This window comes from Zunongwangia sp. HGR-M22, from assembly GCF_027594425.1.
In the GTDB taxonomy this organism is placed as follows: domain Bacteria; phylum Bacteroidota; class Bacteroidia; order Flavobacteriales; family Flavobacteriaceae; genus Zunongwangia.
Genome location: NZ_CP115159.1, coordinates 2,960,885 through 2,976,468 on the forward strand (window position 1 = coordinate 2,960,885; position 15,584 = coordinate 2,976,468).

At 34.4% G+C, this 15,584-nt stretch carries 13 protein-coding genes; 8 read left to right on the plus strand and 5 right to left on the minus strand.

From position 1 onward, the window contains the following. Positions 1–18 precede the first annotated feature (18 nt). Positions 19–408 carry a hypothetical protein gene (locus PBT91_RS12795; RefSeq protein ID WP_270058858.1) on the minus strand — a complete coding sequence of 130 codons (390 nt, stop codon included), beginning with the start codon at positions 406–408 and terminating at the stop codon, positions 19–21. Between the two features lie 303 nt (positions 409–711). Between PBT91_RS12795 and PBT91_RS12800 the strand changes: the two genes are divergently transcribed. The 4 genes from PBT91_RS12800 (at position 712) to PBT91_RS12815 (ending at position 5,300) form a co-directional block, all read left to right on the plus strand. Next, positions 712–1,809, plus strand: coding sequence for a sensor histidine kinase (locus tag PBT91_RS12800; protein WP_270058859.1), 1,098 nt, complete (start codon positions 712–714; stop codon positions 1,807–1,809). A 3-nt stretch (positions 1,810–1,812) separates the two neighbouring features. Continuing rightward, the gene (locus PBT91_RS12805) at positions 1,813–3,129 is read left to right on the plus strand and encodes a sigma-54-dependent transcriptional regulator (protein WP_270058860.1); all 1,317 of its coding nucleotides are present in this window, start codon (positions 1,813–1,815) and stop codon (positions 3,127–3,129) included. Positions 3,130–3,559: 430 nt separating this feature from the next. Next, positions 3,560–4,837 (plus strand): Glu/Leu/Phe/Val family dehydrogenase, encoded by a 1,278-nt coding sequence (locus PBT91_RS12810; RefSeq protein WP_270058861.1) that lies wholly within the window; start codon positions 3,560–3,562, stop codon positions 4,835–4,837. 49 nt (positions 4,838–4,886) lie between these two features. Next, positions 4,887–5,300, plus strand: a complete 414-nt coding sequence (locus tag PBT91_RS12815; protein ID WP_270058862.1) for a hypothetical protein — start codon at positions 4,887–4,889, stop codon at positions 5,298–5,300. A gap of 294 nt (positions 5,301–5,594) precedes the next feature. Here the strand turns inward: PBT91_RS12815 and PBT91_RS12820 are convergent, their stop codons facing one another. Next, positions 5,595–6,179: a DUF4136 domain-containing protein gene (locus tag PBT91_RS12820; protein ID WP_270058863.1), complete on the minus strand. Its 585-nt coding sequence runs from the start codon at positions 6,177–6,179 to the stop codon at positions 5,595–5,597. 195 nt (positions 6,180–6,374) lie between these two features. Here PBT91_RS12820 and PBT91_RS12825 point away from each other — a divergent pair, with 195 nt between their 5' ends. After that, the gene (locus PBT91_RS12825; RefSeq protein WP_270058864.1) at positions 6,375–7,109 is read left to right on the plus strand and encodes a hypothetical protein; all 735 of its coding nucleotides are present in this window, start codon (positions 6,375–6,377) and stop codon (positions 7,107–7,109) included. Between the two features lie 87 nt (positions 7,110–7,196). Beyond that, positions 7,197–7,442 carry a putative signal transducing protein gene (locus PBT91_RS12830; protein WP_270058865.1) on the plus strand — a complete coding sequence of 82 codons (246 nt, stop codon included), beginning with the start codon at positions 7,197–7,199 and terminating at the stop codon, positions 7,440–7,442. Positions 7,443–7,690: 248 nt separating this feature from the next. Here the strand turns inward: PBT91_RS12830 and PBT91_RS12835 are convergent, their stop codons facing one another. Next, positions 7,691–8,698, minus strand: coding sequence for a 3-oxoacyl-ACP synthase III family protein (locus tag PBT91_RS12835; RefSeq protein ID WP_270058866.1), 1,008 nt, complete (start codon positions 8,696–8,698; stop codon positions 7,691–7,693). A gap of 138 nt (positions 8,699–8,836) precedes the next feature. Here PBT91_RS12835 and PBT91_RS12840 point away from each other — a divergent pair, with 138 nt between their 5' ends. Continuing rightward, positions 8,837–11,299 (plus strand): alpha/beta hydrolase family protein, encoded by a 2,463-nt coding sequence (locus tag PBT91_RS12840; protein ID WP_270058867.1) that lies wholly within the window; start codon positions 8,837–8,839, stop codon positions 11,297–11,299. 120 nt (positions 11,300–11,419) lie between these two features. Here the strand turns inward: PBT91_RS12840 and PBT91_RS12845 are convergent, their stop codons facing one another. Both PBT91_RS12845 and PBT91_RS12850 read right to left on the minus strand, forming a co-directional pair. Continuing rightward, a complete protein-coding gene (locus PBT91_RS12845) occupies positions 11,420–12,727 on the minus strand; it encodes an ABC1 kinase family protein (RefSeq protein ID WP_270058868.1) in 1,308 nt (435 codons plus the stop codon). Between the two features lie 53 nt (positions 12,728–12,780). After that, entirely contained in the window at positions 12,781–13,455 is a 675-nt protein-coding gene (locus PBT91_RS12850) for a TetR family transcriptional regulator C-terminal domain-containing protein (RefSeq protein ID WP_270058869.1), read from the minus strand. 223 nt (positions 13,456–13,678) lie between these two features. On the opposite strand from PBT91_RS12850, the gene htpG reads away from it, so the two are divergent. Then, entirely contained in the window at positions 13,679–15,562 is a 1,884-nt protein-coding gene (gene htpG / locus PBT91_RS12855; RefSeq protein WP_270058870.1) for a molecular chaperone HtpG, read from the plus strand. Positions 15,563–15,584: the final 22 nt, after the last annotated feature.

Here is a 15,584-nt window from a genome sequence, read left to right on the forward strand (position 1 = left end):
AATGTAAAATTTTAATTCTTATTTTATTCTCTTTTCTAATAATCTTCGGTGTACTTTTCTCTTTAACATCGCCAGATTTTCAACAATCTTGAGATAACGCACACGATGCTTTTCCATTAGTTGAATATGAAGATCTCCGTACTCCTTTTTCCCATATTCAAATTCCTTCTGTAGTTCCTGTTCAAACTTGCAAAAACCAGCCGTACATAAAATCACATCTCTACGCATTGCCTGTAAAGTACCGGCCAGTTTTAAATCTTTTATCATCTGTTTTTCAAGCTTTAAAAGATTTCCTAATTCTTCATTTATATCTTCAAGAAGACTTCCCCACATGGCGATTTCTCTTAAATCCTTTTTAATACAGAGTTCTCTATAGGAATATACCTGTTCAAAAAAATTGATATTCAATGCTTATTTTAAATATGTTACACCCAAATTCATAAAGACAAAGCCTATACCGATATTTTAACAGAACTATCTAATATTTATATCAATCTGATTTACAAGCCCATAAACCAAAATTTATTTCAGAAAAAAACAATAAATTTGAGTATAATTGAACCACTGAGTAAAAACACCCCAATAAACAATCAAAAAAAAGACAATTATTAAACTGATTATCAAACAACTATAATTTGATTTTAGACTTTATGTAAAATCATATTGATTATTGCCTAATTATAGCTGTAAAGGCCATAGAGATTTTTAAAAATGAATAAAGAATTTACAGTAGAAGATCGCTTAAAGGAAAGGATAAAAGAATTATCGTGTCTTTATAGTATATCCCGTGTATTGCGTAAACATCAAGACGATGTAGAAGCCACTTTAAAAGAGATTTGCGAAATTACTAAAAACGCCTGGAGACACCCTGAAGCTGCCATTGTCCAGCTAAAGTATACCAATTTTGATATAAAAACAGGTGCTATTCCTTCTAAATATATCTTTCAGGAAAGCAGACTCTCAGATCGTCAGGAAAATTTGAGATATATTAGAGTGTATTATGATTCGGTTTTTTTTGATAACACCGAATTCTTAGAGGAAGAGCAACAATTACTAGATCAAATTTCAATAGAAATTAGCGACTTTTTTGAGCGTGAGCGTATAAAAGAGCGAGAAGAATTACTACGTCGAAAAGCCGAACATAATGACCGCCTGGCTATACTTGGTGAAATTACTGCCGGCATAGCCCACGAGCTAAACACGCCTTTGGGTAATATTCTTGGTTTTGCTGAGCTTATACAAGCGAATAATAAAGACGACCAGACTAAAAATGATTTAGACAAGATCATTAAAGCCAGCATATATTCTCGAGAAATCGTAAAGAAACTAATGTTTTTTGCCTGTGAAATGCCACACCAAAAACAAGCTCAACAAATAAAACCTATTATAGAACAGGCGCTTTCGCTTTTAGGGCCAAACCTCAAAAAAGCTGGAATAAGTTGTCAGTTTAAAATTGATGAAGAAAATTTAATCATTCCAATCGATATTGTACAATTTACCCAGATAATTTTTAACCTGGTTATTAATGCTATATACGTGTCCCCTACTCATTCTTACATTGAAATATTGGTTAGCCATACTAAAGATACAATGCTTATGGAAGTAAAAGATCAGGGCCCGGGGATTGCTAAAACATTTAGAAAAAAAGTATTTCATCCTTTTTACAGTACAAAACCACTGGGCGAAGGTTCAGGATTAGGATTAAGCGTGGTGCACGGTATTGTAAAAGCGCATCAAGGCGAAATCAAAATTGTAGACAATATTCCTAACGGAAGTAATTTTAAAATTTCATTACCGCTACACCCTTAAGATATGACATATAAAAAGGCCAATATTTTAATCGTTGATGACGATTTCGATATGTTAGAATTGTTGCAAAGGCAACTCCACGATCAAAACTTTCATGCCTATAAAGCTTCCAACGTATTAGAAGCTATAAACATTCTAAAATATAGTCGCATTGATCTAATAATTACAGATTTGCAAATGCCACAGGTAGATGGGATTGCATTAATAAAATATGTATTAGACCACTACCCTAAATTACCAACATTGGTCATTACTGGTTTCCCTTCTATAGACGGAGCTTTAGAAGCGATGAAATCTGGAGCTGTAGATTATCTTATTAAGCCATTTACCACAGAAGAATTAAAAAGTGCAGTAGCAAAAGCTTTACCCCAAAACTTACAGGAAGCAACAAGAGATTCGTTAGCTAATAACAGTATTTCTTATGCTGGGATTATTGGTAATTCTGAACCAATGCAAAAGCTTATCGATCTTATAGAACGGGTTAAAGACAACAAAGCAACGGTACTTATACAAGGTGAAAGCGGAACGGGAAAAGAGCTTATCGCCCGGGCGATTCATTACAAAGGCAGGTTTGCTGCACAGCCGTTTATCGCAGTGAATTGTGGCGGTATTCCTGAAGATTTACTGGAAGCCGAATTATTTGGTTACACCAAAGGTTCATTTACTGGGGCTTTAGAAAATAGGCAAGGTTTTTTTCAGGCGGCAGATAAAGGCACAATTTTCTTAGATGAAATTGGTAATGCCCCGATGAAAGTTCAAACCAGGCTGCTAAGAGTTCTTCAGGAAAAAGAAGTACAGCGTATTGGCGAGCAGAATGCCAAGAAAATAGATATTCGCATTATTGCGGCGACTAATAGTGATCTTTATAAAATGGTTAAGATCGGGAAGTTTCGGGAAGATCTTTATTACCGATTAAATGTTGTAAATATATGTACGCCGCCACTGCGTTCACACAAAGACGATATTGTATATCTGGCAAATAATTTTTTACGAAAATACGGTTCAGAATATGGAAAAAGGACTAAACTTAGTGACAAAGCATTAGAATTACTACAAAATTATGACTGGCCGGGCAATGTAAGAGAATTAGAAAATATCATTCAGCGTGCTATTATTTTAAGCGATGATGAAATTATTTCAGAACAGCTTCCGGAACATTTTAAATACGATATTGGTTCTTACGATGCTAGTTTTAAATCTTTAGAAGAAGTTGAGAAAGAATATATCCTGAAGGTTTTAGCCTATACCGATCAAAACAAAACAAAGGCAGCCGCAATTCTTAAAATAGATCGAAAAACACTTCGAAATAAATTAAAATAGGAGGTGGTACATAATTCCCTAGCAGGGGTAAAATGCCCGGTAAATTTTAAAAAATAAATATTTTTAAAATTTATAAAAACCTCAAATTCAATACTATAACAATTTAAGATAAAACTTTCCTTTTTTGGGTACAGCATTTGACTTTTAGGTATAGACGAACCTCAATAGTTATGAAAACCAATCGTACCAAAAATAAGTCGGCTTCAAAAATTTCTTTAGGCAGCCTCTTAACCCAGGAGATGCTTAAGGGGCTTTGCTTTAATTGCGATCATCAAAAGAATTGTTCGTGGCAAAACCACAGAAAGTTGTTTTGTGAACATTTTAAGTAAACTACCTCGGGGCAAGCCCTCGAGGCATTCGTTGGAAACAAATTTTTAATTTCAAGCCAAGCCTCGGGGTATTATGCCCTTTGGCGGTGCAAATAAATCTTATGAAAAAGGAAAAAACAAAAAAACAATCTATGCACACTACGGTCATGAGCCAGTTTAATAAAACTGCAGACCGTATGGAGTTAAATACTAATATTAGAAAGATCCTTTCGATCTCTAATAGTGAAATTATAGTACACTTCCCTGTAAAAATGGACGACGGCAGTATAGAAGTTTTTACCGGTTATCGAGTGCAACATAATAATGCCCTGGGACCATATAAAGGTGGTTTGCGTTATCACGATACCGTAGATATCGATGCTGCAAGGGCTTTAGCCATGTGGATGACCTGGAAAACTTCTCTTGCAGGCCTGCCTTTTGGGGGTGCTAAAGGCGGTATCGAAATAGATCCCAGAACATATTCTATTGGAGAATTAGAACGTATTACACGAAGATTTACCTATGCGCTGGGAGAAAATATTGGGCCAGAACATGATATCCCTGCTCCTGATATTAATACAAACGCACAAACGATGGCCTGGATTGCAGACACCTATATGTCTACCATTCCAACTGCAGAGCGTTCCCATAACCGTCATATTGTTACTGGTAAACCTCTAGGAGTTGGTGGTTTGGAAGGCCGAGATCGCGCTACCGGTTTTGGCGTTTTCCTTTCAGCAAAACTTTACCTGGAAAGTAAAGGAGAAACTTTAGAAGGAAAAACATTTATTGTTCAGGGATTTGGTAATGTTGGTTATTGGGCGTCACATTTTATGCTTAAAGAAGGCGCTAGCTTATTAGCCGTACAGGATGCTCATGCAACTTTATGCAAAAAAGACGGGATCGATGTAGAAGGCTTAGCGGCACATTCTAATCCAAGAAAAGGTTCTATTGCAGATTATCCAGATGCGGTTTCTATACCACCAGAAGATTTCTTTGGTTTAGAATGTGATATGATTATTCCGGCAGCACTGGGAAATCAAATCACAGCTACTGTTGCCGAAAAAATAAAAGCGCCTCTCGTATTAGAAGGTGCCAATGGCCCAACCGATAGCGAAGGTGAAACTATTCTACTAAGAAATAATGTTACTATTATTCCAGACATTTTTTGTAATTCAGGCGGAGTAATTTCCAGTTATTTTGAATGGCTCCAAAACCGTAACGGAGAATTATGGGATCTGGAAGAAAGTATGAGTAAACTGGAGAAAAAACTTTCAGAAAACTTTAGACGTATACAGCGTGAAGTAGAAGAAAAAAATATCGATTGGAGAACTGCTGCTTATATGCTAGCCATATCAAGAATTGAAACGGCTTACCAACAACGTGGAATTTTCCCTTAAACATTAATGCTGAAAATAAAAGCTGAAATTCGAAATTTAAAGTTGTCTTATGAAATATGAACCTGAAAACAGTGATGAAAATAATATCGCTGTAATTGAAGAACATGTGTATGACTGGCTTCAAAAACTTGAAATTATCAATTTTGAACTTGTACTCTATAAATCATATTTACAAGATCATAACTGTTTAAAATCGGTAGATAAAAAAAGTAAAATAAACTCAATACTATCATGTATAAATGAGCAAATAGAACAAAACAAATTTCATCTACGCACGTGTTTATTTTATAAAAACAGAGTTTCGAAAATCAGGGAATGTGATGATATAGAATGTGAAACAACATATTTAGAGGCACATTCTCTTTTTAAAAATCGACTTCAGTATCATTTTAAACAGATTAAAAGTCTGAAGCATCAGATTATATCTAAAGATTTAGCGTTTTCAGCATTAAAAATTGAATAAATAAGGAAATTAAACAGCATTTACATTTACAATTGCGTCGAACTGTTTGTTTAGATGTTTTTTCCGCAGCCGGACACCTGGTAAGATTCTATTAGAATCAATTTTTCAAAACAAGGTGTTCGGCTTTATTAATTTTTATCTTATTGAAAATGGGCATACATCATAAAATCAAATCAAGTTCAGAGTAATTAAAAAGTTGAATATATCAGATAAATTCCGAAGAAAAATGTTATAAAAACAAAGGCTGAAATTATCGAATTTCAGCCTTTGTTTTTTCAGTGTATGTTGAAGTGACTACGGAAATTGTTTGAAAATTTTATCTACATAATTTCTAACAGCGCGTGCCGTGCGACGATCAGTAATTTCTACTTCATCGGTTGTACCTCTCCATATAATTTTATTGTTTTTTCGGTTTATAAAATCGATCACAATAGTTTTTGATTTATAAGGAATTTGGTCGATATTATCTCCTGTAATTCGTTGAATAGTATAATAATCTTTATACATAAAAGGCTTGTAATAATCACCAATATAAAAATCGGGACGATAATACGAATAGCTAGTATAAACAGGATCTGCGTTCACCTCAACTTTATCGTCGAACATGGTATGAACATAAATTAAAACGCTTGGTTGATCTTTTTCATAGCGATAACCTTCGTCTTTCATGTTTTCATTCACCGTATTTACAATCTCATAATTAATTTCTTCATTGTTATAACCCGGTGTGGTGATTTTATTTTGGTTGGGCAAAAATGCATAGGTATTGTAACTTTTCAAATCTTTTGGATTCTCACCAACTTCTGAAGATTTACTACCACCGCAACTTGCAAATAAAAGGATGGTTATAAGAAATCCTGACCACTTAAGTAATTTCATAATTTAAAAATTTTTGCGCATAATACCAGCTTTCAACGGTCTATCAAAAACTTTTAGTAAAATTTAGACATAAATTTAACAGGCATTTAGAAACGTAAAGAAAAAAATTCCCGAAACATAAATTCTGAATTAACATTTACAGGATTGGTATTTACACTGATAATGTATAATTTAGTAGCTCATGTAAAGTGATTGATGATGATGAACTTACCCCGAACTAACATTGAAAAACAACTTCTAAAATCCAGAAATAAACGAAAAAAAGAGGATCATTTTCTTCAGGAAATCCATTCTATTTTCAAGGAAAACGATAAAATTGAAACCGCTATCCTACATAAAATAGAAAATGGTGGTAATGCAGAGGATATCAATTTTTTCAATTTTGATCTTCTTGAAACCAATCGCATTTTTCATATAAGCGATATTGAAAAGATATGCGTTAATTATCGATTACGATTTTTGAGTTCTAAATATTTTAAAGCCAAAATTCCTTACGATGCTATAATGGCTATTAGAAAACTGGAAAATGATCATAAAACCAGCTTAAAAGGATTTAGAATTATTGCACCGGCTCACCTTTTTAAATTGGATAATGCTGACGATCCTCTATTAATGGCGCCCATGGGCAATGAGTATTATTACTTGGTTCATAAATGGGGCAACGACCTTCATCCTTTTAGAAAATTATTAATGTGGCCTTTTAAAAAACTAGAAAACTTCATTTTTTCAATGTTAGTGCTAAGCTTGGCAATCACCTTTTTAATACCGGATAAGCTGTTTTTTCATGCTGGCGAACAAAGCCTTAGCGAATTTTTAATGATTCTATTTTTTGTATTTAAATGGGTTGGCGGTCTTGCTATATTTTATGGCTTTAAAAAAGGTAAAAATTTTAGCGAAACCATCTGGGAAAGCAAATATTATAATGCTTAGCTTATCATTCAAGAACGTTAAACTCTAATTAAATTATCCTGTAAAGATTAGTAATCTTCGTATTTTAGAATTCTTAAACTGAAAATTATGAGTACTGAAGAAACATACGATAGAGTTTATACAGGAAGTGAAGTAAATGTTCAATATTTACAAGAACTATTTAAAAAATCTGGAATCTCTAATCGCGTAAGAAATGATATGGAATCTGGATTGAGAGCAGGTTTTGGTGGTGGAATACCGGGACAGGTTCAGCTTTTCGTGATAAAAAGTCATTATAACGAAGCTGCTGCTATAGTGAAAGCGACATTTCCAAACGATGTTGCAGAGCATTAGTAAAGGAAATAAAGTTCCCTCAAGCAGGCGAAATTATGCATATTTGGCAATTGGTATTTTCTCCCTTGGATATGGCGCATACCGGGTTATAAGTTTATACGAAAATTATCAGAGATATGAAATCCAGTTCGCCATCGCTATTGGTTTTGTTGCGGCTGGTGTTATTTGTATATATAGATTCTTTAAATCATTAAAATAAAAATAAAAAGCGGCTTAAAGCCGCTTTTTATTTTTTCTATTCTAAGTTACTACCATTCGATTACGGCACTAGCCCAGGTAAATCCACTACCAAATGCAGCTAAAACAATGGTATCGCCTTCTTTAATTTTTCCTTCTTCCCACGCTTCTGTTAGCGCAATTGGAATAGATGCTGCGGTTGTATTTCCGTATTTCTGAATATTGTTATATACCTGATCATCACTCAATTTAAATTTCTGCTGAATAAACTGAGAAATTCGAAGGTTCGCCTGATGCGGAATTAACATATCGATATCTTTAACATCCAGACCATTTGCTTTTAAACCTTCCAAAATAACTTCAGAAAATCGAACAACTGCATTTTTAAATACAAACTGACCATTCATATAAGGATAGTAAGGAATATCTTCTTGCGGATTTTCAGCAATAATTTCCGGAACCCAATGATTGGTACTTGGTGCCTTCAAACTCAATTCGAGCGCATGTTTACCTTCAGAATGCAAATGCGTAGATAATACACCTTGTCCCACATGATCACTTCTTGTTAGTACCGCTGCTCCTGCTCCATCTCCAAAAATCACAGAAACCGATCGACCTCGAGTTGTAAAATCTAATCCTCCACTATGATTTTCGCTTCCAATTAAAAGTACATTTTTATACATCCCGGTTTTGATAAACTGGTCGGCAACCGAGAGGCCGTATATAAAACCACTACATTGGTTACGAACATCTAAAGCAGGACACGTGTGAATATCTAACATCTCTTGGATCTGTACTCCACATCCCGGGAAATAATAATCTGGACTTAACGTAGCAAAAACAATTAAGTCTATATCATCTTTGCTAATATTGGCCCTTTCTAAGGCTATCTTTGCTGCCTTAGCTCCCATACCTGCGGTAGTATTTCCATCGCCTTTCCTTATATGTCGTCTCTCTTTTATACCGGTACGCTCCTGTATCCACGCATCGTTCGTATCCATAATTTTGGACAGATCTTCATTAGTAACTACATTCTCTGGCACGTATTTTCCTAATCCAGCAATTTTAGACTGATACATTCAGTTTATTTTTAAATTATTAAAATTTACACTCTTAAATTTAGCAAATATCTAAATTTTTACATCTGCAATATAGTAAAGATTAACATTTTATAGATTATCTTATCTTAGCACAACAAATATTATAAAACCCAATAAATGAAAAAACAAGTCATTGTTTATTTGCTGTGTTTTGCTGCTTCAATTTTCAGCAATTATGCGCAGGAAAACCTAACCTATCAAAAACCACCAAAACCTATTTTAGATTTAGTTGATGTACCCTTAGCACCAGGAAGCTACATAAACAGTAAAGGTGATTTAATGCTGTTTCTTTATCGCGATCAATATAAAACTATTGCAGAGCTTAGCGAGAAGGAACTACGTCTTGGTGGATTAAGAATTAACCCTGTAACCAGTATTAGTAGCCGGGAACGGTATTACAACAATATAAAAATAAAACCTATAACAAACAACAAACCTACAGATGTAAAAGGTTTACCAGAAAATCCAAGAATAGCCAATCTAAGCTGGTCACCAGACGAAAAAAAACTTGCTTTCACGCAAACAACGGATAGCGGAGTAGAGCTATGGGTTATCGATATAAAATCTGCAACAGCAAAAAAGCTTACCGATGCTACTTTAAATGCAAACATGGGAAACACCATCAATTGGTTTAAAGATAGCGAAGCAATTCTTGCAAAGATGTTGCCTGAAGATCGCAAAGATCTGATAGACGAAACACTGGCTGTACCTACAGGCCCAACAGTTAGCGTTAGTGATGGTAAAGAAGCACAAAATCGAACTTATCAAGATTTGCTTAAAGATCCTAATGATGAATATAATTTTGAACAATTAGCACGCTCCAGTTTATTCAAGATAGATCTAAATGGAAATCAATCGGAATGGATGACGGCTAAGATGTATGATGATATTAGTTTCTCTCCAGATGGCGAATTTGTTATGGTTAGCCATATAAAGAAACCATTTTCTTATCTGGTTCCTTATTATAGATTTCCTACTGAAACCAATATTTATAAGAATGATGCTAGTTTAGTAAATATGGTTAATGATGTACCTCTTTTAGAAGATTTACCACAAGGTTTCATGTCTACACAAGAAGGTCGCAGAAGCCTGAACTGGCGAGCAGATAAACCAGCAACCTTAATTTATGCCATGGCTTTAGATGGCGGTGATCCAGAAGTTGAAGTAGATCATCGTGACCAGGTTTTTATGCTAGAAGCTCCTTTTAAAGGAGAAGGAAAAGCATTCTTGAAAACGATTAATCGTTATAGCGGTATAATGTGGGGTGATAATAAAACCGCTATCGCGATGGATTACTGGTGGAATACCAGAAATAGAAAAACATATTTAATTGATCCATCAACCAACAACGAAGATCCAAAAATTCTTTTTGATAGAAATTATCAAGATGTATACAGTGATCCCGGAAGTTTTGTAACGCATAAGAATAATTTTGGAAGATATGTTTTAGAACTCGATGATAAAGATGCCTACTTAATTGGTGATGGCTTTTCTGATAAAGGGCAATATCCATTTATCGACAAAATTGATCTTGAAAATGGAAAAACTGACCGACTATACCAATCAACTTTCGAAGATAAAAAAGAGAGCATAGTTGAAGCTTTAGACATGGACAAAGGAAAAATCTTAGTACGAATTGAAGCTTCGACGGAATATCCTAATTATTACATTAGAAACATTAAAAAGAAAGCTGATTTAAAACAGATTACTAATTTCAACAATCCTTTTAAAAGTTTAGAAGATGTAAGTAAGGAGGTGATCACTTACCAACGTGAAGATGGATTAGAATTAAACGGAACCTTATATTTACCGGCAGGTTATGATAAAGAAAATCCTGAAAAACTACCAATGATCATGTGGGCCTATCCTCGTGAATACAAGGATAAAAATTCGGCTTCCCAAAACACCAGCAATGCTAACGATTTTACTTATCCCTATTACGGCTCTCCTATCTATTGGGTAAACCGTGGTTATGCAGTTTTGGATGATGCAGCATTCCCAATTATAGGTGAAGGTGACGAACAACCCAATGATACCTTTAGAAAGCAATTGGTAGATAATGCTGCTGCTGCAATAGATGCCGTAGATGAAATGGGGTATATCGATCCCAATCGCGTTGCTGTTGGTGGGCATAGCTATGGAGCTTTTATGGTGGCTAATCTTTTATCACATTCTGATCTTTTTGCCGCCGGAATTGCAAGAAGTGGTGCTTACAATAGAACTTTAACGCCTTTTGGTTTCCAAAGTGAAGAACGTAATTACTGGGAAGCTCCAGAAGTTTATTACACGATGTCACCATTTATGCATGCTGATAAAATGAAAACGCCACTTTTATTGATTCATGGAGAAGCCGATAATAACTCGGGTACCTATCCAATGCAAAGCGAGCGTTATTTTAATGCACTAAAAGGACTTGGAGCAACTGCAAGATTAGTAATGTTACCTAAGGAAAGTCATGGCTATAGCGCCAAAGAATCGGTACTACATGTGCTTTGGGAACAAGACCAGTGGTTAGAAAAATACGTAAAAAATAAACCGAAAACGGATCTAAAATCCGGTGATGAGGAAATTAAAGATTAGATAAAACTAACTCAAATTTTACAAAGCCTTCTGAAGTTTCAGAAGGCTTTTTTAATAAGAAAAGCGTAATTCCAAATAATGAATTACGCTTTTCAACCTAACCAATAAATCAAAACTTGCTTATAAATAACTTCGGAAATTGTTAATTTCAACCTTTGCTTCTAGGTCGTGAAGCAAATTATATAAACCGAAGAAAGTCCGGTTAATGTATAGAAAATGCTTACTACCACGATTTCCGTTCATTTTTCTTAGCTGTTCATCTTTGCTATATTTTTCGCTCAGTTTTGTAATTGAATCCCAAAATTCTTCAGTAGAAAAATCAAAAGTTTCAGAGTGAAAAGGACTTGTAAATAAATTCAACATTTGATGAAATAACTCAGAGAAATACTTAATCTCGTTTTCAGTATCATCTTTTCTTAAAATTTCCAACTCATATAGTTTCTCGTTAAAAAATTCAGGATTATTGATATTTTCTTTTTTCGCTAATTCAAAGTACGGAACATAGAAATCGTCGGGTACTTTTTTTATACATCCAAAATCGATGGCAATTAAATTACCTTCTCGATCCACCAAAAAATTACCAGGATGAGGATCGGCATGTACTTCTTTTAAGCCATGCATTTGAAACATATAAAAATCCCATAATGCCTGCCCTACTTTATTTGCCTTGTCTTGATCTTTGTTTTCTTTAGCAAATTCACTTAGGTGCTTTCCGTCCATCCAGTCCATCGAAATAATTCGCTCGCTGGATAATTCTTCGTAATATTTTGGGAATTTTAAATTTGGAATGTGGGCACAAGCTTCAGAAATTTCTTTACTCTGCTTTACTTCTAGAATATAATCTGTTTCTTCTAGTAATTTCCCTTCAACTTCTTTAAAATATTTTTCAGAATCCTGTCCTTGTAAATTAAACATTCTAGTAGCAATCGGTTTCACCATCGCTAAATCTGAGCTAATACTATCTGCTACACCTGGATACTGAATTTTAACGGCCAGTTTCTTACCGTCTTTAGTAGCCTGATGCACCTGCCCTATGCTCGCAGCATTTACCGATTCCATAGTAAATTGATCGTACAATTCCTCGGGATAATTACCGTTATACTTTTTGAAGGTTTTGCGCACTAACGGAGCTGAAAGTGGTGGAACACTGAATTGTGATAGACTAAATTTCTCAACATAAGCACTAGGCAGCAAACTTTTCTCCATAGAAAGCATTTGTGCAACCTTTAATGCACTGCCTTTTAAACTTTTTAATCCATCATAAATATCGCTTGCATTATCTCTATCAAGATCGTCTCTCGTTAAATCTTTATTGAATGCTTTTTTACTATAATATTTAATATAATTACCGCCGATTTTGGCCCCGGTTTGAACCAACTTACTGGTTCTGCCGATTTTTCCTGTGGGAATTTTATCTATCGATTTCATCTAATCTTTTCTTTGTGACCTTTCGGCCTTTTTCATAGCAATTTTTGAAGGGTCTATTTTACCATTCTTTCCTTGTATAGGAATTTACCAAAATCTACCACTCTTTCTAGTGGAGAATTATCAAAAACATCGAATACTGTATTTACAGATTTTTCGATTGCCACATCTGTACTTTCAAATTGTGCGGAATTGTCGTCCATCCAGAACTTTAGTAGGAAAAGTAATTGGATCCACGCTGCTTCAGAAAATACTTCTTCAGGTTGTTGTAAAAATTTTAAAGACTTTTCTTTATTGTCATCCTGAATTAAACCTTTAGCAAAAGACTTTACATTTTTTCGTAAACCTTTTAATTGCTCCAAATTTTTCATTCGGGTTGTTTCCTTCTTCAACGTGAAGATCACATAACTTCTATTCGCCGTTAGTACTTCAAAAAAGGTGTAATAAAAGGTTAGCATTTTTTCACGATTCGAAAAACCAGGATATTCTGGGCTCTTTTCGATAACGTTAATAGTATTTAGATAAAAAGCTTCCCAAATTCCTTTTTCTAAGCCTTCAAAACTTCCGTAGAAATTATAAAATTCTTCCTCTGCAATTCCATTTTCCTTACAAAACTTATATACCGTTTTTGGCGCATGCTCGTTTTCTAGCACATAATCCATATACATACTTATAAGCTTATGCGAATCTAGTTTCTTTTTTGCTGTAGTTGCTTTCTTTGTCGTTGCCATAATTTCCTTTTTCTCTTATCAAAGATATTAATTGTTTAACTTAAATACATATTTGTTAAACAAAATGTTTGTTAAAAATATTAGTTCTTATTTTTGAAATTCAATCACTTAGACATTTTAGTGTTTATAATACTGCAAGTCTTATGCCATGTTGACAGCAAATACGTAATGGTATTTTTTTTGGTTAATAGCAATTGTATTTGACACTAAAAACTAAAAATATATGGCAACTGGAAAGATTAATGTATCTGTAGATAACATTTTCCCGCTGATTAAGAAGTTTCTTTACAGCGATCACGAAATTTTCCTGAGAGAGTTAATTTCTAACGCTACCGATGCAACACTAAAATTAAAGCACCTAACAAACATTGGTGAAACCGACGTTGATTACGGGAATCCTGTAATTGACATTAAGGTTGATAAAGAGAACAAGAAAATACTCATTACCGATCAGGGTATTGGTATGACTAAAGAGGAAGTTGAAAAGTATATTAACGAAGTAGCTTTCTCTGGTGCTGAAGAATTCTTAGAAAAATATAAAGATTCTGCAAAAGATAGCGGAATTATCGGCCATTTTGGACTTGGTTTCTACTCGGCATTTATGGTTGCCCATAAAGTAGAAATTATAACAAAATCTTACAAGGATGAACCTGCAGCACATTGGACGTGTGAGGGAACTACCCAGTTTACCTTAGAAGATTCTGATAAGCAAGAACGCGGAACAGAAATTATTCTTCATGTAAACGAAGAAGACGAAGAATTTTTAGAAGATAATAGAATTGAAGAGCTTTTGGTGAAGTATAACAAGTTTATGCCTATTCCAATTCGTTTTGGAACCAAAGAAGAAACACTTCCGCTTCCTGATGATGCACCAGAAGATGCTAAGCCAGAAACAAAGACAGTTGATAATATCATCAACAATCCAAATCCAGCCTGGACAAAGCAGCCTACAGAATTAGAAGAAAAGGATTATAACAATTTTTATCGTGAATTGTATCCAATGCAATTCGAGGATCCTTTATTCCATATTCACTTAAATGTAGACTATCCATTTAATCTTACCGGGATTCTTTATTTCCCTAAGATGACTCAGGATATGAGCGTTCAAAAAGATAAAATTCAGCTTTACCAAAATCAGGTTTTTGTAACCGATAATGTTGAAGGTATTGTCCCTGAATTTTTAACCATGTTACGCGGAGTTATTGATTCGCCAGACATTCCTTTAAACGTATCTCGTTCTTATCTTCAGGCAGATGGTGCAGTGAAGAAAATTTCAAGCTATATCACAAGAAAAGTTGCTGATAAACTGAAATCACTGTTCAACAATAATCGTGAAGATTTCCAAGAAAAATGGAATGATATCAAAGTAGTTATCGAATATGGTATGCTTACGGAAGATAAATTTTACGAAAAAGCGCAGAAATTTGCTCTTTACCCAACAATCGATAACGAGTATTATACTTTTGAAGAATTGAAAGAAACTATTAAAGATAACCAAACCGATAAGGACGGTAATTTAGTAGTTCTATATGCTTCTAATCAAAATGAGCAACACAGCTACATACAGGCTGCGAAAGACAAAGGTTATAAAGTATTGTTATTAGATTCTCCTATTATTTCTCACCTATTGCAGAAATTAGAATCTTCAGAAGAAAAAATTACGTTCACCAGAGTAGATTCTGATCATGTAGATAACCTCATCAAAACGGATGAAGAGAAAATCTCTAAATTATCCGATGATGAAAAAGAGAAATTAAAAGGTGACTTTGAAAAAGTAGTACCTAAAGAAAAATATACCATCCAGATGGAAGCGATGGATAGTAATGCTGCGCCACTTATTATCACGCAACCAGAGTTTATGCGTAGAATGAAAGAAATGCAACAAACCGGTGGTGGCGGTATGTTTGGAATGGGTAACATGCCAGAGATGTACAATCTTGTGGTAAATACAAACCACCCATTAACTTCTGAAATTTTAGGTGCAGATGAAGAAACTCAGCAACGTCTAATTAAGCAATCTTTAGACCTTGCGAGGCTTTCACAAAACCTCCTAAAAGGGGAAGAATTGACTAACTTTATTAAGCGTAGTTTTGATATGGTGAAATAATTTTTCGCTTTAAGAATATTCA

Excerpts from the sequence above, each read along its gene's own strand:
- PBT91_RS12825 (WP_270058864.1), top strand. The coding sequence starts at position 6,375 with ATGATGATGAACTTACCCCGAACTAACATTGAAAAACAACTTCTAAAA.
- PBT91_RS12850 (WP_270058869.1), bottom strand. The coding sequence starts at position 13,455 with ATGGCAACGACAAAGAAAGCAACTACAGCAAAAAAGAAACTAGATTCG.
- PBT91_RS12805 (WP_270058860.1), top strand. The coding sequence starts at position 1,813 with ATGACATATAAAAAGGCCAATATTTTAATCGTTGATGACGATTTCGAT.
- PBT91_RS12840 (WP_270058867.1), top strand. The coding sequence starts at position 8,837 with ATGAAAAAACAAGTCATTGTTTATTTGCTGTGTTTTGCTGCTTCAATT.
- PBT91_RS12800 (WP_270058859.1), top strand. The coding sequence starts at position 712 with ATGAATAAAGAATTTACAGTAGAAGATCGCTTAAAGGAAAGGATAAAA.
- PBT91_RS12810 (WP_270058861.1), top strand. The coding sequence starts at position 3,560 with ATGAAAAAGGAAAAAACAAAAAAACAATCTATGCACACTACGGTCATG.
- PBT91_RS12835 (WP_270058866.1), bottom strand. The coding sequence starts at position 8,698 with ATGTATCAGTCTAAAATTGCTGGATTAGGAAAATACGTGCCAGAGAAT.
- PBT91_RS12845 (WP_270058868.1), bottom strand. The coding sequence starts at position 12,727 with ATGAAATCGATAGATAAAATTCCCACAGGAAAAATCGGCAGAACCAGT.
- PBT91_RS12820 (WP_270058863.1), bottom strand. The coding sequence starts at position 6,179 with ATGAAATTACTTAAGTGGTCAGGATTTCTTATAACCATCCTTTTATTT.
- htpG (WP_270058870.1), top strand. The coding sequence starts at position 13,679 with ATGGCAACTGGAAAGATTAATGTATCTGTAGATAACATTTTCCCGCTG.
- PBT91_RS12815 (WP_270058862.1), top strand. The coding sequence starts at position 4,887 with ATGAAATATGAACCTGAAAACAGTGATGAAAATAATATCGCTGTAATT.
- PBT91_RS12830 (WP_270058865.1), top strand. The coding sequence starts at position 7,197 with ATGAGTACTGAAGAAACATACGATAGAGTTTATACAGGAAGTGAAGTA.